This is a genomic window from Amycolatopsis bullii, assembly GCF_014654205.1.
Classification (GTDB): Bacteria; Actinomycetota; Actinomycetes; order Mycobacteriales; family Pseudonocardiaceae; genus Amycolatopsis; species Amycolatopsis plumensis.
Window position 1 is genome coordinate 437,349 of the sequence record NZ_BNAW01000002.1, and the last position, 22,174, is coordinate 459,522.

At 72.8% G+C, this 22,174-nt stretch carries 19 protein-coding genes; 12 read left to right on the forward strand and 7 right to left on the reverse strand.

Annotation, left to right across the window (positions count from 1 at the left end):
- Positions 1–350 precede the first annotated feature (350 nt).
- The 11 genes from IE317_RS04520 (at position 351) to IE317_RS04570 (ending at position 12,340) form a co-directional block, all read left to right on the forward strand.
- Positions 351–1,070: an arsenate reductase/protein-tyrosine-phosphatase family protein gene (locus IE317_RS04520; RefSeq protein ID WP_191306745.1), complete on the forward strand. Its 720-nt coding sequence runs from the start codon at positions 351–353 to the stop codon at positions 1,068–1,070.
- Positions 1,067–1,441: a VOC family protein gene (locus tag IE317_RS04525; RefSeq protein WP_191306746.1), complete on the forward strand. Its 375-nt coding sequence runs from the start codon at positions 1,067–1,069 to the stop codon at positions 1,439–1,441. The genes IE317_RS04520 and IE317_RS04525 overlap by 4 nt, the downstream gene beginning before the upstream one ends.
- Before the next feature lie 10 nt (positions 1,442–1,451).
- Positions 1,452–2,399 (forward strand): threonine ammonia-lyase, encoded by a 948-nt coding sequence (locus tag IE317_RS04530; protein ID WP_191306747.1) that lies wholly within the window; start codon positions 1,452–1,454, stop codon positions 2,397–2,399.
- 220 nt (positions 2,400–2,619) lie between these two features.
- On the forward strand, positions 2,620–2,931 hold the full coding sequence (locus IE317_RS04535; RefSeq protein WP_191306748.1) for an anti-sigma factor antagonist: 312 nt from the start codon (positions 2,620–2,622) through the stop codon (positions 2,929–2,931).
- A gap of 132 nt (positions 2,932–3,063) precedes the next feature.
- The gene (locus IE317_RS04540; RefSeq protein WP_191306749.1) at positions 3,064–4,233 is read left to right on the forward strand and encodes a carbohydrate-binding protein; all 1,170 of its coding nucleotides are present in this window, start codon (positions 3,064–3,066) and stop codon (positions 4,231–4,233) included.
- Between the two features lie 90 nt (positions 4,234–4,323).
- The gene (locus IE317_RS04545; RefSeq protein WP_191306750.1) at positions 4,324–5,601 is read left to right on the forward strand and encodes an extracellular solute-binding protein; all 1,278 of its coding nucleotides are present in this window, start codon (positions 4,324–4,326) and stop codon (positions 5,599–5,601) included.
- 70 nt (positions 5,602–5,671) lie between these two features.
- Positions 5,672–6,595 (forward strand): carbohydrate ABC transporter permease, encoded by a 924-nt coding sequence (locus IE317_RS04550; RefSeq protein ID WP_191306751.1) that lies wholly within the window; start codon positions 5,672–5,674, stop codon positions 6,593–6,595.
- Positions 6,592–7,410 (forward strand): carbohydrate ABC transporter permease, encoded by an 819-nt coding sequence (locus IE317_RS04555; protein ID WP_191306752.1) that lies wholly within the window; start codon positions 6,592–6,594, stop codon positions 7,408–7,410. The genes IE317_RS04550 and IE317_RS04555 overlap by 4 nt, the downstream gene beginning before the upstream one ends.
- Positions 7,410–8,900 (forward strand): beta-N-acetylhexosaminidase, encoded by a 1,491-nt coding sequence (locus IE317_RS04560; RefSeq protein WP_191306753.1) that lies wholly within the window; start codon positions 7,410–7,412, stop codon positions 8,898–8,900. The genes IE317_RS04555 and IE317_RS04560 overlap by 1 nt, the downstream gene beginning before the upstream one ends.
- Positions 8,901–8,905: 5 nt before the next feature.
- The gene (locus tag IE317_RS04565) at positions 8,906–9,652 is read left to right on the forward strand and encodes a GntR family transcriptional regulator (RefSeq protein ID WP_191306754.1); all 747 of its coding nucleotides are present in this window, start codon (positions 8,906–8,908) and stop codon (positions 9,650–9,652) included.
- A gap of 291 nt (positions 9,653–9,943) precedes the next feature.
- Entirely contained in the window at positions 9,944–12,340 is a 2,397-nt protein-coding gene (locus IE317_RS04570; protein ID WP_191306755.1) for a DUF7617 domain-containing protein, read from the forward strand.
- Here the strand turns inward: IE317_RS04570 and IE317_RS04575 are convergent.
- From IE317_RS04575 to IE317_RS04590, 4 genes are read right to left on the reverse strand one after another with little or no spacing between them, the layout of a single operon-like run.
- Positions 12,250–13,092, reverse strand: coding sequence for an MHYT domain-containing protein (locus tag IE317_RS04575; protein WP_229902462.1), 843 nt, complete (start codon positions 13,090–13,092; stop codon positions 12,250–12,252). The genes IE317_RS04570 and IE317_RS04575 overlap by 91 nt on opposite strands.
- Positions 13,093–13,105: 13 nt before the next feature.
- A complete protein-coding gene (locus IE317_RS04580; protein WP_191306756.1) occupies positions 13,106–13,486 on the reverse strand; it encodes a DUF742 domain-containing protein in 381 nt (126 codons plus the stop codon).
- A complete protein-coding gene (locus tag IE317_RS04585; RefSeq protein WP_191306757.1) occupies positions 13,483–13,962 on the reverse strand; it encodes a roadblock/LC7 domain-containing protein in 480 nt (159 codons plus the stop codon). Before IE317_RS04585 ends, IE317_RS04580 begins: the two co-directional genes overlap by 4 nt.
- Positions 13,959–16,610 carry a sensor histidine kinase gene (locus IE317_RS04590; RefSeq protein WP_191306758.1) on the reverse strand — a complete coding sequence of 884 codons (2,652 nt, stop codon included), beginning with the start codon at positions 16,608–16,610 and terminating at the stop codon, positions 13,959–13,961. Before IE317_RS04590 ends, IE317_RS04585 begins: the two co-directional genes overlap by 4 nt.
- Positions 16,611–17,075: 465 nt before the next feature.
- Between IE317_RS04590 and IE317_RS04595 the strand changes: the two genes are divergently transcribed.
- Positions 17,076–18,317, forward strand: a complete 1,242-nt coding sequence (locus IE317_RS04595) for a low temperature requirement protein A (protein ID WP_191306759.1) — start codon at positions 17,076–17,078, stop codon at positions 18,315–18,317.
- Between the two features lie 508 nt (positions 18,318–18,825).
- On the opposite strand, the gene IE317_RS04600 is transcribed toward IE317_RS04595, so the two are convergent.
- The 3 genes from IE317_RS04600 to IE317_RS04610 are packed head-to-tail and all read right to left on the reverse strand — an operon-like array spanning position 18,826 to position 22,169.
- Positions 18,826–19,272 (reverse strand): DUF6098 family protein, encoded by a 447-nt coding sequence (locus tag IE317_RS04600; protein WP_191306760.1) that lies wholly within the window; start codon positions 19,270–19,272, stop codon positions 18,826–18,828.
- 33 nt (positions 19,273–19,305) lie between these two features.
- Positions 19,306–19,785, reverse strand: a complete 480-nt coding sequence (locus IE317_RS04605; RefSeq protein WP_191306761.1) for a hypothetical protein — start codon at positions 19,783–19,785, stop codon at positions 19,306–19,308.
- Positions 19,782–22,169: a molybdopterin oxidoreductase family protein gene (locus IE317_RS04610; RefSeq protein WP_191306762.1), complete on the reverse strand. Its 2,388-nt coding sequence runs from the start codon at positions 22,167–22,169 to the stop codon at positions 19,782–19,784. The genes IE317_RS04605 and IE317_RS04610 overlap by 4 nt, the downstream gene beginning before the upstream one ends.
- Positions 22,170–22,174 lie beyond the last annotated feature (5 nt).

Consider the following 22,174-nt stretch of genomic DNA (forward strand, 5'->3'; position numbering starts at 1 on the left):
CGGTAGGGCATTCCGGACCAGCCGGGCACGCGGCGCCACCTCGCGCGTCCGGCCGAGCGTGGTGGGCCGTGCCATCCCCTCCCCCCAAGGCGGCACGGCCCACCACGCTCACTCCACCTCAGCCGCAGCGGTGCCGCCGCCGGGACCTGGAAGTCCGAAAAGGACAATGTGCAGCTCTCGAAGCCCGGCCCGTGCTCGACGAGCATGCTGATGCCCGCGTGCGCGGGTTCGGCTTGCGGGCCGCGTACCCGTTCCTCGGTGACCTCGGCGTGGCACCGGCGTGCCCCGCTCGGCTCGCGCCCCATCCCGATGGGCCTTTTCCATCAAACTCATTTGATGTATCCTCCGGGATGGCTGCCGAGCCGCCCGCCTTCGTCCGCTTGGCCGCCCACCCGCTGCGGTGGGCGCTGCTGACCGCGCTGGCCGGGGGCGACCTGCGGGTCCGGGAGCTGGTGGACCGCGTCGGCGAGCCGCAGAACCTGGTCTCCTACCACCTGCGGCTGCTGCGCGGCGGCGGCCTGGTCACCGCCACCCGCAGCAGCTTCGACGGCCGGGACAGCTACTACCACCTCGATCTCGGCCGCTGCGCGGGCGCGCTCGCCGAAACCGGCGCGGCCCTGCACCCCGCGCTGCGCACGGAAGTTCCGCCGCCCGGGCCGGTCGCGGTGCTGTTCCTCTGCACCGGCAACAGCGCCCGCTCCCCGATCGCCGAAGCCCTGCTGCGCCGCCGCAGCGCCGGCCGGGTGACGGTGACGAGCGCGGGCAGCCACCCGAAGACCGCCCTGCACCCCGGCACGGTCCGGGTGCTGGGCGAGGAGTTCGGCATCGACGTCACCGGGCAGCGGCCGCGGCACCTCGACACGGTCGCCGGGCACCGGTTCGACCACGTCATCACCGTCTGCGACAAGGTCCGCGAGGTCTGCCCCGAATTCCCGCACCACCCGCACCGCCGTCACTGGAGCATCCCGGAGCCGGGGTCCTTTTCCGAGACGGCCGCGGAGCTCGACCGGCGCGTCCGGTACTTGCTGCCGGAACTGGTTGTCCCGCAACAGAAAGAGGTCCGGTCATGAGCGAGCAGCACGCCGTCGTCCGGTACGTGGTCGACGACGTCCCGGCAGCCATCGACTTCTACACCGCGCACCTGGGCTTCACGGTGCGGATGAGCGCGGCTCCCGCGTTCGCCGACGTCGTCCGCGGCCCGCTGCGGCTGCTGCTGTCCGGCCCGGCGAGCTCGGGCGCCCGCGCCACCCCCGCGGACGCCTCCGCCGCCGGGCGCAACCGCATCCACCTGGTCGTCGCCGACCTCGACGCCGAGATCGCCCGGCTGACCGCGGCCGGGGTGGCCTTCCGCACCGAGGTGGTGTCCGGTCCGGGCGGCCGGCAGATCCTCCTGGCGGACCCGGCCGGAAACCTCGTGGAGCTGTTCCAGCCCGCGCACTAGGCTGCGGCGGGTGCCGGAAACGCGCCTCGACCTCGCCCGGATCCGGGCGGCCCGCCGGGTGATCGACCCGGTCTTCCTCGACACACCGCTCTATCCCTGCGAGGCGCTGGAGCCGGTTCTGGGGTGTGCGGTCAGCATCAAGCTCGAGACGGCGAACCCGGTGCGGAGCTTCAAGGGCCGCGGCACCGAAGTGGTCGTGAGCGGGCTCGCCGGGGCGGTCGTCTGCGCCAGCGCGGGCAACCTCGGCCAGGCCCTCGCCTGGTCCGGACGCGGCCGCGGGCTCGACGTCACCGTCGTCGCCTCCCGGTACGCGACGGCGGCCAAGCTGGACCGCATCCGCGCGCTGGGCGCCCGGCTCGAACTGGTCGACGGCGATCACGAACTCGCTCGCGAGCGCGCGGCGGCCCTCGCCCGCCGCGACGGCATCCGGCTGGTCGAAGACAGTCTGGACCTCGAGACCTGCGAGGGCGCGGCGACCATCGGACTGGAACTCGCGGCCGCCGCGCCGTCGTTCGACGTGGTCCTGATCGCCCTCGGCGGCGGGGCCCTCGCCACCGGGGTCGGCCACGTGCTGCGGTCCGAGGCTCCCGGCACCGAGGTCGTCTGCGTCCAGCCGGCGGGCGCCCCGGCGATGACGCGGTCCTGGCACGCGCGGCGCGTGGTCACCACCGGCCCGACCGACACGATCGCCGACGGGGTCGCCGGGCGGCGGCCGATCCCGGAGGTGCTGGCCGACCTCCTCGTCGTCGCGGACGACGCCGTCCTCGTCTCCGAAGCGTCGATCATCGCGGGGATGCGGCTGCTGCTGGAGCACGCCGGGCTGGTGGTCGAACCGTCGGCCGCGCTGGGCATCGCGGCGATCCTCGAAGACCGCGACCGCTTCGCCGGCCGGCACGTGGTGACCGTCGTCTGCGGCGGCAACGTGGACCCGGCCGCCTACCACGGCTGGGTCGGCTGAGGCCGTTCGGCTCGTTGTGGCCGGCCGGAGCCGGTCCTACCCTGGAGCGACCTGCACGATTCAACCCCGAGCCATCCCCTGTCCCCTCGTCGCGGGAGGGTGGTTCGCCCATGCCTTCGGCCGATCCGTCGCGTCCGGGCCGGCTGATCGTGTCGCGGTCGCACGGCGACCCGGCCGTCGTGGCGCTGGACGGCGAACTCGACAGCGGAACCGTGCTGCTGTGGGCCGCGCGATCGCGCAGTGCGTGGCCCGGGAGCCCGTGCCCGAGGTCGTCGTGCTCGACCTCGCGGGGGTCACCGCGGTGACCCCCGCCGGCCTGCGGATCCTGCCGCACGCCCGTGATCACGTCGCGCGGTGCGGGAGCACGTTGCGGATCACCACCCCCGTGGACCCCGGCACGCGCCACGCGCTGCGGTCGTGCCCGCCCTACGCCACTTTCGACGTCTACACCGATCGCCGGGCCGCGCTCGACGCGGGCGACCGGCGCGCGTTCCTGGAACTCGTCCGCCGGATATGGGCGGCCGGCGACTGAGCCACGGAAATTACCAAAGGTAACTTCTGCTGCCTTCTTGACTTTACCAATGGTCAAGAGGAAGGTACTGGCCACCTGATTCGTCTAGACCAATCGGCGCTCCCCGCGGACGGCATCCCCAGGAGGAGACCCATGTCCCGCAGCATCCGGACCACCACAGCAGCCTTGACGAGCCTCGCGACCGCGGCCGCGACCGCCCTGATCCTCTCCGGCGGAGCCGACGCCAGCCCGGCGGCCGCGGCGGCCGGCTGTGGTGTGCTCTTCGACGACTTCCACTACGCCTCGCCCACCGACGGCGCCTTCGGCCAAGCCGGCTGGACCACCCGCAACGACGTCGGCAGCCCCGGCGTGCCCGGGGCGCGCTGGCTGACGGGCAACATCAGCTTCCCGGCCGTGAACGGCGAGCGCGTCGCCCAGCTCACCGCCACCACCGACGGCAGCGCCGCGGGCACCACGCACGCCGAGCTGTACCAGAACCAGCTGCGGTTCTTCGAAGGCACGTACGCCAGCCGTGTCCGCTTCACCGACGCGCCGGACAGCGGCCCCGACGGCGACCACGTCAACGAAACCTACTTCACGATCTCCCCGCTGCGGTACGACCGCGACCCGCTCTACAGCGAGCTCGACTTCTCCGAGTACCTGCCCAACGGCGGCTGGGGCGGCTCGCAGGCCAACTACCAGACCAGCTGGTACACCTACTGGAACAACCCGACCTGGGACGGCCTGCGCACGTCGACCGCGCAGAACCGCAGCATGGCCGGCTGGCACGACATCGTCACCCAGGTCTCCGGCGGGCACGTGAAGTACTACATCGACGGCGTGCTCACCGCCGACCACACCACCGACGCCCAGGGCAACCCGGTGTACCCGCGCACGCCGATGTCGATCAACTACAACATGTGGTTCATCGACACCGCGGGCCACACGAGCGGGAACAGCGTCTACACCGAACAGGTCGACTGGACCTACTACGCGGGCAACCAGGTCGTTTCGCCTTCCGACGCCGTCGCGCAGGCCGGGCAGTACCGCTCGGCCGGAACGTCCCATGTGGACAGCGTCAGCGGCTGCACGACCCCGACCACCCCGCCGGCGCCGACTTCCACCAAGCCCACCACGCCGACGACTCCGACCACTCCCTCCCAGCCGGCGAACTGCTCGGCGGCGCCGGAATGGGACTGGGGCACGGTGTACCTGGAGGGCCAGCGCGTGAAGCACAACGCCCATCTCTGGCAGGCGAACTGGTGGACCCAGGGTTCGGAGCCCGGCCTCACCGCCCAGTGGCGCGACCTCGGCCACTGCTGACCCCGGTCGTGAGTGGTAAGGCGGGTTGGAACCCGCCTTACCCCTCACGAGCCCTGCACCGCGCCCACCTCACGCCTTCCGGAGCTCCCCATGCGCAGACGCATCCTCGCCGCCGCACTGGCCGTCACCGCCGTGACCGCCGCCGCCTGCGGCACCGACACCCCCGCTCCCGCCGCCGCCCGCGGTGGCGAGCTGACCGTCTGGCTGATGAACGGCGACCTCGGCGACAAGGCCACCGCGGCGATCAACGCCGCGTTCGAGAAGGCCACCGGCGCTCACGTCACCGTGCAGATCCAGGAATGGGACAACATCAACACGAAGATCAGCACCGCGCTGGCCCAGGACACCACACCGGACGTCATCGAGATCGGCAACACGAACGTCCCGCTGTTCGCCGCCAACGGCGCGCTGACCGACCTGACCCCGCACCGCGCCGAGCTCGCCGCGGGGCAGACCTGGCTGCCCGGACTGGCCGGACCGGCCACTGTGGACGGACACCTCTACGGCGCGCCGCTGTTCGCCGGCAACCGCGCGGTCATCTACGACAAGCAGGTCTGGGCCGACGCCGGCGTCACCACCCCACCGGCCACGCTGCCGGAGCTCACCGCGGCCCTGGACAAGATCAAGGCGAAGCACCCGGCACCGGACTTCTCGGCCTTCCACTTCCCCGGCCGGTACTGGTTCGGCGCGCTGCAGTTCGTCTGGGACGCCGGCGGGCAGATCGCCACGCAGCGGGACGGGAAGTGGACCGGTGCCCTGGAAAGCCCCGAGGCGCTGAAGGGGTTGCAGGCGTGGAAGGACTTCCAGAACACCTACTCCTCCCCCGCGTCCCGCAACGTCGACACGAAGGCGCCGGACCAGGCCGCGATCTTCTCCTCCGGCGGCGCGGCGGCCATCCTCGACACGAGCGTCAACACCGTGCTCAAGAACAAGCCGGAGCTGAAGGACCGGCTGGGCACCTTCCCGTTCCCGAGCGCCACGCCCGGGAAGACGCAGCCGGTGTTCCTCGGCGGCTCGGACCTGGCCGTCGCGGCCAAGAGCAGCCATCAGGACCTGGCGCTGGCCTACCTCAAGGCGGCGACGGACCCGGCCGTGCAGCGGGACGCCATCGTCGGCATCGACGGCTGGACACCGGTTTCGACCGAGCTGATCGACCGGATCACGCCGACGCTGCCCCCGCTCAACGCGGCCTTCGCCACCGCGGCGAAGACCAGTGTCGCCACTCCGGCCGCCCCCGGCTGGGCGACCATCGAAAGCGACAAGTCCATCAACACCTTCTTCGCCGACATCGCCACCGGACGCCGTCCGATCGCCGACGCGGCCCGGGAGTTCGACGCCCACCTCACCGAGGCGCTGGGCGCCCGCTGACCGGCGGGGTGGCCCGGCCGACCGCCGTCCCCGCCGAGCCACCCCGCCCCTGTTCCGCGAAGGAGTCCCCGTGCTGCTCGAAAAGGCGCGCGTCCGGGAAAGAACGCGACGCCGTTCCCTGCTCCCGTACGGCCTGCTCCTGCCCGCCGCCGCACTGCTCGGGCTGGTGCTCGGCTACCCGCTCGCCCGGCTGGTCGTCATTTCGCTGCAGGACTACGGCCTGCGGTCGCTGTTCACCGGCAAGACGAGCTTCGCCGGCGGGGACAACTACGCCGCCGTCCTCGCCGACCCCCAGCTGCTCCCGGTCCTCGCCCGCAGCGTCGGGTTCTGCGCCGCCCTGGTGCTCGGCACGCTCGTGATCGCCTCCGGCGTCGCCCTGCTGCTGCAACGCCTGGGCCGCCGGATGCGCACGGCGGTCACGCTCTGCCTGATCGCGGCGTGGGCCCTGCCGAACGTGGCGTCCACCCTGGTCTGGCAGTGGCTCTTCCAGCCCGGCTACGGCGTGGTGAACTGGCTGCTGACCCGGCTGGGCTTCGGGGACCTCACCCAGCACGACTGGACGACGAGCCCGGCGTCCGCCTTCACCCTCGTCTGGCTGCTGGTCGTGTGGCAGTCGGTCCCGTTCGCCGCGCTCACCCTGCACGCCGGTCTTTCGCAGATCCCCCGGTCCTACTACGAAGCCGCGGCGCTGGACGGCGCCGGGCCGTGGCGGGTGCACCGCACGATCACCGTCCCCTTCCTGCAGCCGATCCTCGGGCTGGTCACCATCCTCTCGGTCATCTGGGACTTCACCGTGTTCAACCAGATCTGGATCCTCACCCAGGGCGGCCCGGGCGGCGGCACGACGACGCTGGGCATCTGGACGTTCACCCGCGCCTTCAGCCGCAACGACTTCGGCCAGGGCGCGGCGATCGCGGTCGTCTCGGTCGTGCTGCTCGTCGGCCTGACCGCCGTCTACGTGCGGCGGCTCGTCCGCTCCGGGGAGGACCTGTGATCCGGCGCTTCGGCCGCAACTTCACCGCCACCGTCTTCTGCCTCGTGTGGATCTTCCCGGTCTACTGGATGGTGCTCACGGCGTTCAAGCCGACGGGCAAGATCCTCCAGCCCACGCCGGAGTTCCTGCCCGTCGACGTCACACTGGACAACTTCGCCGGCGCCCTCGCCAAGCCGGGGTTCGTGCGGGACCTGCTCAACAGTGCCGTGGTCGTCGTGGCGGTCGTCGTGCTGTCCATCGTCGTCGCCTTCCTGGCCGCGACGGCGTTGACGCGCTTCCGGTTCTTCGGACGCCGCAGCTTCCTCATCGGCGTGCTCGTACTGCAGATGGTGCCGGTGCCCGCCCTGGTCATCCCGCTGTTCCTCAGTCTCAAGAGCGCGCACCTGCTCGACACGCTGCCCGGGCTGATCCTGACCTACCTGGCCCTCGTGCTGCCGTTCACGATCTGGACGTTGCGCGGCTTCCTGCACGGGATCCCGATCGAACTGGAGGAAGCGGCGATGGTCGACGGCGCCACGCGCGGCCGCGTCATGCGCTCGGTCCTGCTGCCCCTCGTGCTGCCCGGGCTGATCGCGACCAGCGTGTTCGCCTTCATCACCGCGTGGAACGACTTCCTGTTCGCCTACGTGATCATGAAGGACAGCTCCGGCTACACGCTGCCGGTCTGGCTGGTGTCGTTCAGCACCAGCACCGGCACCGACTACGGCGGCCTCATCGCCGCGTCGACGCTGTTCGCGCTGCCCGTCGTCGTCTTCTTCGCGCTCGTGCAGCGCCACCTGGTCGAAGGCATGACCGCGGGCGCGGTGAAGGGCTGATGCTCGTCCCCCGCCCCGCGCGGCTGACCCGCCACGCCGGTTCCTGCGTACCCACCGGGATCCTGGCCGGCCCCGGCACCCGGGGCCCGGCCCGGCTGCTGTCCGGATACACCGGGCTCCCGCTGGTCCACAATGGACCCGTCATCCGGCTCGCGCGGAAACCGGGGCTCGGGCCGGAGGAGTACACCCTGGAGGTCACCCCGGACCACGCGCTGCTCACCGCGTCCACGGAAGCGGGCCTCCTCGCCGGTGTGCAGACGATCCGGCAGCTGTCCCCGCGGCTGCCGTGCCTGACCATCCGCGACGCACCCCGGCTGCCCTGGCGCGGGGTGCTGCTCGACGTCGCCCGGCACTTCATGCCGCTGGAGTTCCTGCGCGAGTTCGTCGACCTGCTGGCGCTGCACAAGTACAACGTCCTGCACCTGCACCTCACCGACGACCAGGGCTGGCGGATCGAGATCACCGGACGGCCGCGGCTCACCGAAGTCGGCGCGTGGCGGGCGGAGTCGATGGTCGGGCCCGCGGGCAGCGGCGTCTTCGACGGCGTGCCGCACGGCGGTTTCTACACCCAGCGGGAGCTGCGCGAACTCGTCGCCTTCGCCGCCGAACGCGGCGTGCGGATCGTGCCGGAGATCGACCTGCCCGGGCACGTCCGTGCAGCGCTGGCCGCCTACCCTTCGCTGGGCAACCGGCCTTCGGTGGCGCTGCCGGTGTGGACGGAATGGGGCATCAGCCCGGACATCCTCGGGGTGCACGACGAAGCCTTCGCCTTCTGCCGGGACGTGCTGGACCAGGTCGCCGGCGTGTTCCCTTCGCCGTACCTGCACATCGGCGGGGACGAATGCCCGACCACGCAGTGGGAGACCAGCCCGATCGCGCGGCGGAAGGCGGCCGATCTCGGTGTGCGTCCCGCCGAACTCCACCCCTGGTTCCTCGGCCGGCTGCACGACATCGTCGGGGCGCTGGGTCGCCGGGCCGTCTGCTGGGACGAGACCGGCCACGCCGCGGGCCGGCTGCCGGCGGACCTGGTCGTCACGGCCTGGCGCGACGCGGCCCACGGCGCGCTCGCCGTCGCCCGCGGCCACCAGGTCGTGATGGCCCCGCACACGGCGACCTACTTCGACTACCGGCAGAGCGAGGAGCCCGGCGAGCCGCCCCGCGAGCCGGTGACGACGCTCGAGGACGTCTACCGCTTCGACCCCCTGGCCGGCGGGCTGCCGGTCAGCGACGGGACCACCCCCGGCGTGCTCGGCACGCAGGCCCAGCTGTGGACCGAGCACGCGCCGACGCCCGAGCACGTGCGGCACCTGGCGTTCCCGCGGCTGTGCGCGCTGGCCGAGCGGGCGTGGTCGCCGCCGGGCCGCGGTTATGCTGAGTTCCGCCAGCGCCTGACCGGCCACCTCGACCGGCTGCGGGCGCTGGGTGCCCTGCCGAAGGAGCGCGTCCGGTTCGCCGGCGCGCTCGGAGTTCCCGGGAAGACGGTGCCTTGACCGGTGTGACATCCGGGGCCTCGCCCCAAGCCGGGGCGGACCGGCCGCCCACCGTCAAGCGCGACCGCGTCCGGCGGCACCTGCTGAAGGTGATCGAGAACGCCGGCCCCGGTACCGGGCTCGCCTCCGAACGCGACCTGGCCGCGGAGCTGGGCGTCTCGCGCCCGACCGTCCGCGCGGCCATCGACGAGCTGACCCGCACCGGGCTGCTGGTGCGCCAGCGCGGCCGCGGCACGTTCACCAGCCCGCAGAAGGTCACCCAGGAACTGGCGACCGGCCTCGCGGTGCCCCCGGCGGAAGGGCACTGGACCAGCCGGGTGGTCGCGTTCGCGGTGGCGCCGTCCCCGCGGTCGCTGGCCGGGGAACTCGAGCTCGAACCGGGCACGCCGGTGCTGCGCGTCACCCGGGTCCGGCACGTCGACGACGAACCGATCGCGATCGAGGGCCTGGCGCTGCCCGCCGCCCTGGTCCCCGGCCTGCGCCCGGCGGACCTGGAAGCGGGCAACTTCTACCGCCTGCTGCGGGAACGCTTCGGGATCACCGTGCAGGACGCGGTGCAGACGATCGAGCCCGCGGTCACCGACCCCGGCCAGGCCGAGCTGCTGGAGATCGCCGTGTACGCCCCGATCCTGCGGATCGAGCGGATCACCCGGGACACGGCGGGCCGGATCGTCGAACTGACCCGCTCGGTCTACCGCGGCGACCGCTACCGCATCACGTCGAAACTCCGCTTCGACGCCGATTCCGGATAAATCAAGGACAATAGATCTTCACCGGCTCCGAATCCGGCGAAATCGGCGCCCACGCGTAACTCGAACGAGTGAATCGAGCGCGGCATCCGGGTGACCACCGGCCGCAAAACCCCTCTTCAAAGCAGGTGCCGACCCGGCGGACCACCCATCAGGTTGGACTGTTCGGTTTCGCCTTTCCGGCGCCCGGGTGAGAGTGCTTCAACCACGCCGCCGGTGCGGCATAGGATTTTCCTTCGGCCGGTAAAACGTTTCCCGGCGCATTCCACCCATTTCCAGAATCGAGGACCAACCATGCGAAGACGCATGCTGGGGGCGGTCCTGCCCCTGGTGCTCGCCGCAGCAGCCGCCGTCCCGCTGCCCGCGGCCGCCGACCCCGCCCCGGCGGTCTCGGCGCTGACGAAGTCCGTGCAGGGCACCGGTTCCCCGGCCGCGCACGGCGCGACCGCGAACTGGGTCGTCGGCTACGAAGACCACGCGACCACCACCGGAGCCGCCAGCATCACCGACGCCGTCGGGGCCGGCCAGGCCTACCAGTCCGGTTCGCTGCACGTCCCGCCCGGCTGGACACCGGAGTGGTCCACCGACGGCAGCACGTTCACCGGCGCCGAACCGGCGTCCGGGGTCACCGCCGTCCGCGGGACGAACCCCGCCGCCGGACCCGACGCGACCCAGCTGACCGGCGCCCTCACCCCGCCCGTGCAGGCGGTGACCACCGCGACCGGCGGCGACGGCTTCTCGCCGATCCTGTACCGCACGCCGGGCGGCGTGCTGCAGGCCTGGAACATCTACCACCACCTGGGGGCCACGTCACCGAAGGTGGTCTGCACCGAGCTCGCCACCGGCGCGCGGTGCCCGGGCGGCCCGTGGCCGAAGGTGCTCAACACCGCCCCCGGCCCGCTCGGCACCCTGGGGGCCGGCGACATCGCCACCACCATGGTCGAGCAGTACGTCCGCGATCCCGCAGCGCCCGCGAAGGTCTACTACCCCGCCGTCACGGCGGCTTCGGTCGGCGTCGCCTGCCTCGACATGGCCGCCTCGGCCAACTGCGGGTACTGGGCGCTGGCCACCATCGGCGGATCACCCGCGGTGAGCGGCATCACCGGGTTCGTGGAGACCGGCGGGAACCTGTACGGCCTGGTCACCAGCGGCGCGGTGGTCTGCTGGACCATCGCGACGCAGAGCGCCTGCGGCGGCCAGCCGTACGCGCCGATCGCGCCGGCCATCAGCGGCAACCCGTACGTCTACGGCGCCATGGACGTCGTGGCGGGCAAGGTGTTCGCTTCGTCGTCGAACCCCAGCACCGCGCAGGTGCCCTCGCTGGGCTGTTTCGACCCGGCGACGGCCACCGCGTGCGCCGGCTGGGCGTCCTGGCGGCCGACCGGGCCGGCGGGGAACTTCACCTACAACGCCTACACGGCGTTCGGCACGACCGGCACTCCCGTGGGGGTGTGCTCGTCGACGACCGGCGTCACCAACGTGACCACGTGCTACGCCCTCGACGGCTCCGCGCTGCCCGCACCACCGGGTGCGGCCGCGCTGCCGAACGGGACGTACGTCTTCAACCCCGAGGTCGTCACCGACCCGGGTGGTCACCTGCGCAGCTACCTCCCGGTGTGGAACGGGGGTATCGCGGGCGCGGCGGTGTGCCACGACTGGACCACGGGGACGGCGTGCGCGGGGCTGCCCGCCCGGATCACCCACCCCTCGGTGAACGGGGGCGCCACGCGGGACTACGGCTACGCGTACGACGCGCCGTCGGGCTGCCTGATCGGCCTGGGCGACGCCGGGGTCCTGTTCTCGATGGACCCGGCCACCGGCGCGTCGCCGTGTGTCCGCTCCGGCGGGCAGGTGACGCTGCGGCCGGGTGACTTCTACTGCGACGGCGGAAGCCACGTCCAGGGCTACACGTCCGCGCGGCTGACCGGCGTCGACCTGGCGAACGTCGACTTCGCGGCGTCGCGGGTGACGGTCGTCGACCAGGACAACGCGGTGGTGCCGACCCCGGGCTTCGCGCCCGACGGCTCGGTCGACCTGACCGGCGTCTCGGTGGCGGCGCACCCGTCGATCACCGTGACGACGACGCTGGTGCTGCACAGTGCGGCGGGCTTCAGCGGGTCGCTCGTGGTCGACTTCGCGGGCGACGCACCCCAGCTGTGCTTCCGCACGACGATCTCGGCGGACTGCACGGTGACGTCGGTGGCGAACACGGCGACGGGCACGGACTCGACGGGGTCGTTCACGTCCAACACGGTGACGCTCCCGGTGGCCCCGGGCGCGTCGTGCACGCCGAAGGTGAAGGTGGAGAAGGAGATCTGCACGGCGATCCACCCGGCCGAGTGCGGCCCGGGCGGCGCGGGACCGTGGGCGAAACAGGCCCCCGTCGGCCTGCTCGGGGTGCTCGCGGCGTCGGCGTACTGGCGGATCACGGTGACGAACGAAGGTCCGGTCGGGATCACCTCCGCGCAGGTGGTGGACACCGTGGAGCCGTCGTGCCAGACGGGTCCGTTCGCACTGGCGGCCGGCCAGTCGAAGCAGGTGTACTGCGCCACCTACGCGCTGCTGAACCTGTTCCCCATCACCAACAAGGCGAAGGTGAGCTACCTGCCGGTCAACGTCCCGCCGGGGACGCCGCCGTCCACAACGGACTGGTCGTCGGCCAAGGCGTGTTCGCTGCTGTGCAGCCTGTAGGGAGGTGAGGTCGCCGGCCCGTGGGGAGATCCCCCGCGGGCCGGCGCCATCAGGACCGCGCACAGCGGCACGGCCATCGCGATCGCCGCCACCACGAACACCGGGAACAGGAAGGAGAACACCTCCGCGCCCGCCGGGTCCGGGGCGGTCATGTCCATGGTCATCCGGACCGCCGCCATGCCCGTGTAGTGCATGCCGGTCACCGCCGCGCCCATCACGAAGCCCGCCAGCAGCCGCAGCGCGAGGCGGTCGAGGAAGACGGCGAACCACAGCGCCGCCGTCGCCGCCACCACCGCGATCACCACCGACAGCGCCACCAGGCCGCCGTCGTAGCCGAAGTCGCCCTTGACGCGCAACGCCGACATTCCGGTGTAGTGCATGACGTTCACCGCCAGTCCGGTGATGACGCCGCCGAGGGCCAGGCGCCACCAGCCGAACTTCGCGCGGCCGCCGACCACCACGAGCCCCGCGAACACGGCCGCCACCGAAAGGACGGCCGACAGGATCGTGCGGAAGATGTCGTAGCGGACCGGCATGCCCGGGGTGCTGAAGCCGAGCATCGCGACGAAGTGCATCAGCCAGATGCCGACGCCGCCGATCGAGATCGCCGCCAGCACCAGCCACCGCACGCGGTGGCGGGGATCGGCCGCGTACCGGGCCTGGACCGCGCAGGCCAGCCCGAGCGCGCAGCCGACCACCGACGTCAGGTACGCGAGCACGAGCAGCCAGTGCCCCAGCGCGAAATGCTCCATGGCGAAGTCCTCTCTACAGGTCGCGCAGCCCGTGCAGCACGCGTTCCATCAGGTCGTGGCGCTCGTCCCAGGTGGCGGTGTCCGACAGCGTGTCGCGGACGATCACCAGGTAGTCCTGCATCAGGTCCGACACGAGCACCCGGACCACGCCGAGCGGCAGGGCCAGCAGCGCGGCGATCTCCATCAGCGACCGCGGCCGGACGCACAGCTCGAGGACCTCCGCCAGCGCGCTCGAGGTCTGGTAAGCGGCTTCGGCCCGGCCGTCGGCGGTGGTCTCGACCAGTGCTTCGACGGCGATCTCGACCGCCGGGGCGGTCCGTCCTTCGGTCCACGCGTAGGGGCGGGCCAGCGCCGGGCTGCGGCGCGGCCCGTCCCCGGGCGGGTCGTCGATCACCGGTGGTCCTGGGCCACCGGCATCTCGCGCGCGGGCACGTCGACCTTCTGCCCCACCCGCTCGACCAGCATCGTCATCTCGTAGCCGACCAGCCCGATGTCGCAGCCGGTCGAGGCGAGCACGACGAGGTTCGAGCCGTCGCCGACGCTCATCAGCAGCAGGAACCCCTGTTCCATCTCGATCACCGACTGCACGACCCGCCCGGCGGTGAACAGCTCGGCGGTGCCGAGGGAAAGGCTGGACAGGCCGGCGGCGATGGCCGCGAGCTGGTCGCCGCGTTCCCGGGGCAGGTTTTCGTCGGCGGCCACGAGCAGCCCGTCGGCGGAGACGAGCACGGCGTGCGCGACGCCCGTGACGTCCTGGACGAACCCGTTGACCAGCCAGTTCAGCGTCGCGGACCGGGCGGTCGGCCGCGTCCCGCCGAGGGAGCGGGCCGCCGGCTCGGTGGCGGAGCGCCGGGGGTGCAGTTCCGTCATCGCGGATCCACTTCGTCCTTTCCGGATTGTTCGGCACGCGCGGCGGTCTCCATCCGGGCCGCGCGCATGCCCTGGTAGTGGCGCGAGAGACTGCTGCGCACGGCGGCGGCGTCGCGGAAGCTGCCGCCGGCCTGTTCGCGAACGCGCGGAACGACGGCACCGGGGGCGAGCTGCGCGCCGGGCCGCCGAGTGGGCAGACCGGCCCCGGTGAGGCTTTGCGCGACCGGCGGCTCGAGAGCGCTTTCGGCGGCTTGCCGGACGCGGTCGGCGGGGGTGTCCCAGTCACCGACGGGGGTGGGTTCGGAACGGGCGGAGGAATCGGCGGCGGCCGCGGGGGTGGCGGGCGCGGCCGCAATGCCCCCGGCGGTGGTGAGCGCGGCCCCGGCGGCGGCGGTCCCGGCAGCAGCGGCGGGGGCGGCAGCGGCGCCCGGTGCGGCAGCGGGGGGCGGAGTCTCCGCCGCGATTTCCGCTGGGAGCACCCCGTGAGCTCCGGATGTTTCGTTCGCCGGCCCGGCGGGGGCTGCCCAGTCGGCCGGAACCGCGGGGATCTCGGGCGGCCAATCCGGATTCTCCTCCGGCGCGGAGGCCGCGGGCAGCTCCGCCCGCTCCCCCACCGCCGGCCACTCCACCGGCACCGTCTTCCCGTTCCGCCGGGCCACCGGTTTCGCCGCCGGCTCGGTGAACCAGCTCGTCACCACCTGCTCGAAGATCGGCGTCGAAGCCTGGGCCGGCACCACCGGTGGCCGCGGGTGGCCGTTGCGGGCCGCCGAAACCAGCCGGCCCGCGCCGATCGGGCGGGCCAGGTCCGCGATCACCAGTGCTCCCGGGACGTGGACGCTCGCCGTCACCCCCGCGTGGCGTGCTCCCGTTCCCGTTGCGCGCAGCCGGACCGTCACCCCGTGCAGGGCCGCCAGCCTGCCGACCACGAACAGCCCCATGCGGCGGGTCGTCTCCGGGCCGACCGTTCCGGCCGCGGCCAGCCGGTCGTTCACCGTGGCCAGCTCCTCCGGGGTCATGCCGAGTCCCTGGTCGACCACCTCGATGAGCAGCCCGCCGTCGGCGCCGCGGTCGGCCGTCAGTGCCACCTTGTGCTCCGGTGGCGAAAAGCGCGTGGCGTTCTCCAGCAGCTCCGCGAGGATGTGCACCACGTCCGCCGCCGCCTCGGGCTGGACCGAGCTGCGTGGCGCGTTGCCCAGCGCGACCCTCCGGTAGTCCTTGACCTCGGACGTCGCCGCGCGCAGGAGGTCTCGGGTCGGCACCGGTTCGCGGCCGTGGCGGACCGGGCGGCCGCCCGCCAGGACGTGCAGGTTCTCGCCGTTGCGGCGCAGGCGGGTCGCGATGTGGTCGATACGGAACAGCTCGTCGAGCCGCCGGGGGTTCTGCTCCCCCGCCTCGAGGTCTTCGATGATCGACAGCTGCTGCTCGACCAGTGACTGGCTCCGCCGCGACAGCGTCATGAACATTTCGCTGACCTGCTTGCGCAGCTCGGCCTGCTCGACCGCGAGCCGGACCGCCTGGCGGTGCATGTCGTCGAACGCCCGCGCCAGCTGACCGATCTCCTCGTCGGTCCGGACGCCGCTGCCGGGCACCGCGCGCCAGTCGACTTCGTGGCCTTCGCGGATCTGCCGGACCGTCTCGGGCAGCTGGTCGTTCGCCGCGTGCAGGGCGGCCGCGCGCAACCGGCGCACCGGCGTGACCAGCGACCGCACCACCAGCAGCGCGATCGCGAGCGCGGCGAGCAGTGACCCCAGCACCAGGGCCGTGTCACGCAGCGAGTCCGCGCGGGCCCGGTCGGCCGCGGTCGAGACGTCTGCCGCCAGCTGCGCCGCGACGTCGTTCAGCACGCCCGTCACCCCCGCGGCCTCGGCGGTGATCGACGGCAGCAGCGACGCGAGCGGGCGGTCGCCCGGCTCCTGCAGCGCGTCGAGCCGCCGGTCGGCCGCGTCGGTGAACCGGGCCAGCTGGTCGCCGGTCAGCTGGTGCTCCGCCTGTTCGGCGAGGACCTCCTGCTCGGCGGCGGTCCCGATGACGGCCGGGCGCAGCGAAGCGTCGTCCGGGCTGGTCTGCGCGGCCCGCCGGTAGGTCTCTTCGGTGGCCAGCTCGCCGCGCAGGTGCACCAGCAGCCGGGTGGGCTCCGCGCCGGCGGCGTCGGCCGGGACGATCGCGGGCACGAGGTCGCCGAGAGTGGCGATGATGTCGTTGTAGCCGGCGGCCTTCGTGCGGACGTCGCCGCCGCCGGCGCCGGCCGCGCGGATCCCGGCGAGCTTGCCCAGCGCGGTGTTCAGCGCCCGGCCGGTGTCGGCGGGCAGCGGGGCGAAGCCGAGGTCGCGCTGGACCGCGGCCACCTTCGCGTCGACGGCCGCGGTCAGCGTGTCCGGCGCGCCGGCCGGGACCGCGACGGCGGCGACCATTTCCTCGCCCAGCGACGCGGTCAGGTCGATCGTGTCGCGCAGCACGGGCAGCCGGTCGCGGGCCGCGGAGAGCGCGGTCGCCCGGTCGAGTTCGCCCTGGATCCGGATTTCCGCGAGCGCCACCGCGACCAGGACGGGCAGCAGCAGGACGACGCTGATCTTGGTGCGGACGCTCCAGTGCCCCGGCCACCACGCGGCGTCCGCCGGGCGGCGGAGGGTGGATCTGCTTTCGTGCATGGCGGAATCGCTCGATTCCCAGCCGCGCGCACGGCTGACGTCGAACTCGGACAGGACGAGGGGGCCCCAGGGCCGATCGAGGACGCCGGAGAAGCGGACGGGAACCCGGCTCCCGGACCGGGTACGACGTGGCGTTGATCGAGCCGACCAGCAGCGAACATCACCCCCGGCGTGCTTGTCAACCCTGCACAGCGGCGTTTCGGAATGCCGGGATCGAATTATTTCCGACACCCTCCGCCCGTTGACACAACGTGTTCTTCCGGTCGCTGCTTGTCCATCGTTCAAGCATATTTGCGCAGCTCCGGCGCCTACCCGGCAGTAGATCGAACCCTTCCGCGCACTGGCGGCAGAATTACCCACAGCAGTCGCCGGGGCGAATTCGGCCATCGTTCGAATGGTGGGTTATTAATTTCCGCGATGCGCCCCGCTGGAAGTCCCGACCCGGGACGCGGCAGAATCGCGGCCGTGACCGAAGTGGACGAACGGGGCTGCAAGCGGGTCGGCTGGGTCGAGCTGTACTTCGACCTCGTCTTCGTGTTCGCGGTGGGCCAGGTGGCGCACGGCATCGTCGCGGACCCGCACTGGGCGCGCGCCGCCGCGGCGCTCGGCCTGTTCGCGACGCTGTGGTGGACGTGGATCGGCTTCGCGGTGCTGTACAACCGGCGGGGCGACGACAGCCGCGTCGCCGACCGGCTGTTCGTGCTCGCCGGCACGATCCCGTGCGGGATCGCCGCGACCCAGGCGCACCACGTCTTCGAAGGGCACCCCGAGGTCTTCGCCGCGGCCATGGCCGCGGTCCGGCTGATCCTGGCGGCCGCGCACCGGTGGCCGCGCGGCGGCGGCGACCAGCGGCGGATCAGCTGGGGCTACGCGGTTTCGGCGGTCCTGTTCGGCGTCTCGGCGGTCCTGCCGCACTTCGGCCTGCTGTGGGCGTTCGCGCTGGTGCAGGAGGCCGGGTTCCTGCTGCTGGGCGACCGCGACCGGGGTCGTGGCGAACGGCCAACGCGGGAGGCGCGGTGGCGGACCATGTTCACGCCGCCGCGCGACCCGAACCTGGCGGTCGACTCGGCGCACCTGGCCGAGCGGTTCGGGCTGTTCATGATCCTGCTGCTCGGCGAGCTGGTGATCACGGTCGGCACGGCCGCGCTCGAGCGCCCGGCCGACGACCTGGGGTATTGGCTGGCCCTGGCCGGCGGGCTCGTCCTGGCCGGGGCGCTGTGGTGGGTGTACTTCTCCTCGGCGGTGGAGATCTACGAACGCCTGCTCGGCTTTTCGGGCGGCAACCCGGCGCTGGCGTACTCGCTGTACGCGGGCGGGCACCTGATGCCGGCGTTCGCGCTGCTGCTGATGGCGGCGGGGGTGAACCTGTCCCTGCACGAATCCCCACCCCACGCGGCGGCGTGGTTCACGACGGCGGGCCTGACGATGTACCTGGCCGGAACGCGCGTCTTCGCGGCGGGATCGCACCGCTGGTCCTTCGCACTGGCCCGGGTGGCGGCACTGGCGGCGACGGTGAACCTGGCGTTCCTGGACCGCGTCCTGCCGGCACCGGCGGTGGTGCTGGTGATCGCGGTGTGGGCGGTGGCGACGGCCGTGGTGACGGCGGTGATCCGCCACCGCAGCTTCACCCGCCTCGGCGACGACCCGGTGGCGTTCTTGCGGCAGGTCGCCGAGGGGCGCCGGACGGCCTCCGAGGACAGGGCCTGAGGATCCGCCCTTTGTCCCCATCTCGGCGGGGGTGTGGACAGGTCGGCTCGAGGGGCAGGTTCGGCGGGGTTTTCGTCGGGAGGCGTCGATAGGCTGGAGCGGGGACGGACCCCCAGGGAGGGTGGGCGCTGCTCTCGGGGCCGGAGGCGCTCTCGGGCCGGAGGCGCTCTCGGGCCGGAGGCGCTCTCGGGCTGGAGGCTGCTGGCTGCTCTGCGGCGGCCGGAGGTGCTTTGCGGCGGTCGGAGGTGGGCTGCTCTCGGCCGGCTGGCCGTCGCTCCGGGCTGGGCCGCTGCCGGGCTGGGCGCTCTCGGCCCGCTGGCCGTCACTCCCGAGCCGGGCCGCACCCGGGCTGGACCGCTCCCGGCCGAGTGGGGCCTCGCGCGAGGCGACGTGGGGCGAAGACCACGGATCCCGGCTCGGCCGTGGAAGGGCGGCCGCCCGATGTCGCGACCCCAGCCGCTTCGCCGGAACGGACCTGCCGGGCTCGGGCCGGCCGCGATCCCGCGTGTCAGCGGTGCACGCGGCGGTCCATCGGCCCCCACTCTCGCGACCCCTGCTCGTCCACCAGCCGCCGGGCCTCGCGCAGCACCTCGTCCGCCACCCAGGCCAGCGGCTTCACGGCCACCACCAGCGGCTCGTTGTCCGGGCCGCGGGCGATTTCGCGGCCGCGCAGGACCCACGGCCGCACGTCCGCGCCGCGCAGCTCCCGCAGGTGCTCGTAGTCGTACAGGCGGCGCGCCAGCCACAGCCGCAGCGACCGGTCCCGCCACCACGGCTCCAGCCGCAGCGAGTTCGCCGACAGGCCCGGCAGCGAGATGCCGGTCAGGCCGTCTCGGCTCGACGCGCTGTCCGCCAGGTCGACCTCCGGGCCCCGGGACCAGCGGACGTACAGGTCGTCACCTTCCGCTTCGAACAGCCGGGCCAGTTCGGCCAGATCCTTCACCGTGGGCAGCATGATCACGCGTTACCCGCCCGGCGACCGGCTAACCTAGCTGGTCAGGATCTGCGGCGAGAGCACCTTCAGCATCGCGTTCGTCCACTTCAGCTGCCGCAGCGTCTGCGGGTGGCACCGGGTCGCCAGCTCCAGCAGCTCGCTGTCCTTCGCCGCCTGGGCGCTCTGGGCGAGCAGCTCCCAATCCAGCGACACGCCCGCCGCGCGGCGGTGCAGGCGGCGCAGGTCGGCCAGCAGCAGCAGGCCCGGCTCCGGACGGCGGCCGCTCAGCTCGGCCAGCGCCGTCCGCAGCGGCTCCAGCGGGCCCGGCCCCGGGACGTCTTCGCCGAGGTCCAGGTCGTGTGCGCGACCCGCGCGGGCGAGGTCGCGGACATGCACCGCCGACCAGGCCGCCAGGTCGCGGGCGACGTGGTGGACCTCGTGCTCCGCGTGGTGCCGGTCCGACGTCTTCAGCAGGTCCTTGGCCAGGTGCGTCTCCGCGCGGTGCAGTTCGCGCAGCACCAGTCCCAGCTTCACCGGACCACCTCCTCGTCGACGGCCGCGGGCACCGGCTCCGACCGCGGGGCCGCGACGGCGGCCACCTTGCGCAGCGCAGCCGCGGCCGTCTTGAACAGCGGCTGCTTGGACACCGGGTCCCAGTCGGTGAAGGTCAGCTCGTTGGCCGCGCGGTCGCCGTCCTTGCCCGCCGGGTGCTCGACGTCCCAGTAGCCGTAGTGGAACGGCAGGAACAGCACGCCGTCGCGGATGCCGCCGACGCGGACCCGGGCGCGGACCGCCCCGCGCGGCGTCGAGACCTCCGCGAGGTCGCCTTCGGCCAGCCCGGCGGCTTCGGCGTCCCGTGCGGACACCTCGAGCCACACCTCCGGGGCGGCCGCGCGCAGCTCCGGCGCCCGGCCGGTCTTCGTGCGGGTGTGGAAGTGGTAGATCGTCCGGCCGTTGACCAGGAAGAACGGGTGGTCCTCGTCCGGCTTTTCGTGCGGGGGAACGTACTCGGCCGCCTTGAGCATGGCCTTGCCGTCCGGGTTCATCGCCCGGTACTCGGTGGGTTCCATCGGCGCGCCGGTGACGAGGTCGCGGCCGTAGCTCTCGCAGTAGTCCGGCTGGGCGAAGAACTTCCCGTCGGCGTAGAGCCGTTCGGTCCCGTCCGGACTGTCCGAAGTGCACGGCCACTGGATGCCGCTGACTTCGCGCAGTTTCGCGTAGCTCAAGCCGCTGTAGTCGCACGGCCGCCCGGCCGACGCGCGTTTCCACGCCTCGAACGCCGTTTCGGCGTCGTGCCACTGGGGGAACGGTTCGCCGTCGTTGCCCCGGAAGTCCATGCGCCGCGCGTAGTCGAGGAAGATGTCCAGGTCGGGACGCGCCTGCCCGGGCGGGTCGACCGCCTTCTCCGACAGGTGCACCGTGCGGTCGGCGTTGGTGAACGTGCCGGTCTTCTCGCCCCAGATCGCCGCGGGCAGCACGACGTCGGCGAACTCGGTGGTTTCGGTGCGGAACGCGTCCTGCACCACCAGGAACAGCCGCGAAGAGTCCAGGATGGACCGGATGCGGTGCAGTTCGGGCAGCGAAACGGCCGGGTTGGTGGCCGACACCCAGAGGAACCGCAGGGTGCCGGTTTCGGCGTAGCGCAGCATCTGCATGAGGTGCGTCGGCGGCCCGTAGTGCGGGATCTTGCCGACGTCGACGTTCCACAGCCGCGCGAGCTCGGCCACGTGCGCGTCGTTGGCCCAGTTGCGGAACCCGGTCAGGTCGCCGTCGGCGCCGCATTCGCGGGTGTTCTCGGCGGTGGGCTGGCCGTTCATCTGCAGCACGCCCGCGCCGGGCTTGCCGAGCATGCCGCGCAGCAGCACGAGGTTGTTGACCTGCACCGCCGCCGCGGACGCCTGGTGCGACTGGTAGAAGCCCTGCAGCACGGTGCACAGCAGCCGCTCCGCCGAGCCGAGCAGCCGGGCGGCCTCGCGGATCTGCCCCGCGTCGACGCCGCAGATCTGCGCGGCGCGCTCGGGCGGGTAGTCCGCGACCATCGCGGCGAGGTCGTCGTAGCCGACCGTGCAGCGGTCGACGTACTCGCGGTCGACCCAGCCGTGCTCGACGATCTCGTGCAGGATCCCGTTCATCAGGGCGACGTTGGTCCCGGGCAGCGACGCCAGGTGCAGCGTCGCCGCCCGGGCGACCGGGGTGTCCCGCGGGTCGACGCACAGCACCGCGGGCGGGTTCGGCCCGGCGAGCCGGTCGAGCACGCGCGACCACAGGACGGCCTGCGTTTCGGCCATGTTGTGCCCGAAGAGGGCGATGACGTCGGCGTGGTCGACGTCGGTGTAGGACGCCGGCTGGCCGTCGCAGCCGAAGGACTCCTTCAGCGCCGCGGCCGCGGTCGCCGTGCAGAGCCGGGTGTTGCCGTCGAGGTGGTTCGTGCCCAGCCCGCCGCGCGCGATCGCGGCGAGCGTGTAGTACTCCTCGGCGAACAGCTGGCCGCTGGTGTAGAAGCCGAGCGCGCCCGGGCCCTGCTCGTCCAGGAGCTCCTTGGTGCGCGAGACGACCAGGCCCATGGCCTCGTCCCAGCTCGCCTCGACGAGCTCGCCGTCCCTGCGCACCAACGGGGTCGTCAACCGGTCCGGTGCCGAGTTCGCCTGCCAGCCGAAGAGGTCCTTCGGGTCGAGGCGGCCGTGGTTGACGCGGTCGTCGGCGCGGCCGCGGACCCCGGCGATCCGGCCGTCCTTGACCGCGATGTCGAGCCCGTCGCCGTTGGAGTGCAGCACCGCGGCGCTGCGGACCCAGCGGTCGACGTCGTCGGGGCGCACTCCGTCGGCGAGGTGGGTGTCCACCCGCACCGGCCACGCCTGGCCCGGTCCGTAGGGCGTTCTGGTCCCCCAGGGCTCGGTGATTCCGTCGCGCTTTCCCACCGCAA

What these genes read in the sequence shown, in the direction of transcription:
- IE317_RS04520 (WP_191306745.1), top strand. Translation starts at nt 351, where the DNA reads ATGGCTGCCGAGCCGCCCGCCTTCGTCCGCTTGGCCGCCCACCCGCTG.
- IE317_RS04525 (WP_191306746.1), top strand. Translation starts at nt 1,067, where the DNA reads ATGAGCGAGCAGCACGCCGTCGTCCGGTACGTGGTCGACGACGTCCCG.
- IE317_RS04540 (WP_191306749.1), top strand. Translation starts at nt 3,064, where the DNA reads ATGTCCCGCAGCATCCGGACCACCACAGCAGCCTTGACGAGCCTCGCG.
- IE317_RS04545 (WP_191306750.1), top strand. Translation starts at nt 4,324, where the DNA reads ATGCGCAGACGCATCCTCGCCGCCGCACTGGCCGTCACCGCCGTGACC.
- IE317_RS04560 (WP_191306753.1), top strand. Translation starts at nt 7,410, where the DNA reads ATGCTCGTCCCCCGCCCCGCGCGGCTGACCCGCCACGCCGGTTCCTGC.
- IE317_RS04570 (WP_191306755.1), top strand. Translation starts at nt 9,944, where the DNA reads ATGCGAAGACGCATGCTGGGGGCGGTCCTGCCCCTGGTGCTCGCCGCA.
- IE317_RS04575 (WP_229902462.1), bottom strand. Translation starts at nt 13,092, where the DNA reads ATGGAGCATTTCGCGCTGGGGCACTGGCTGCTCGTGCTCGCGTACCTG.
- IE317_RS04585 (WP_191306757.1), bottom strand. Translation starts at nt 13,962, where the DNA reads ATGACGGAACTGCACCCCCGGCGCTCCGCCACCGAGCCGGCGGCCCGC.
- IE317_RS04590 (WP_191306758.1), bottom strand. Translation starts at nt 16,610, where the DNA reads ATGCACGAAAGCAGATCCACCCTCCGCCGCCCGGCGGACGCCGCGTGG.
- IE317_RS04600 (WP_191306760.1), bottom strand. Translation starts at nt 19,272, where the DNA reads ATGCTGCCCACGGTGAAGGATCTGGCCGAACTGGCCCGGCTGTTCGAA.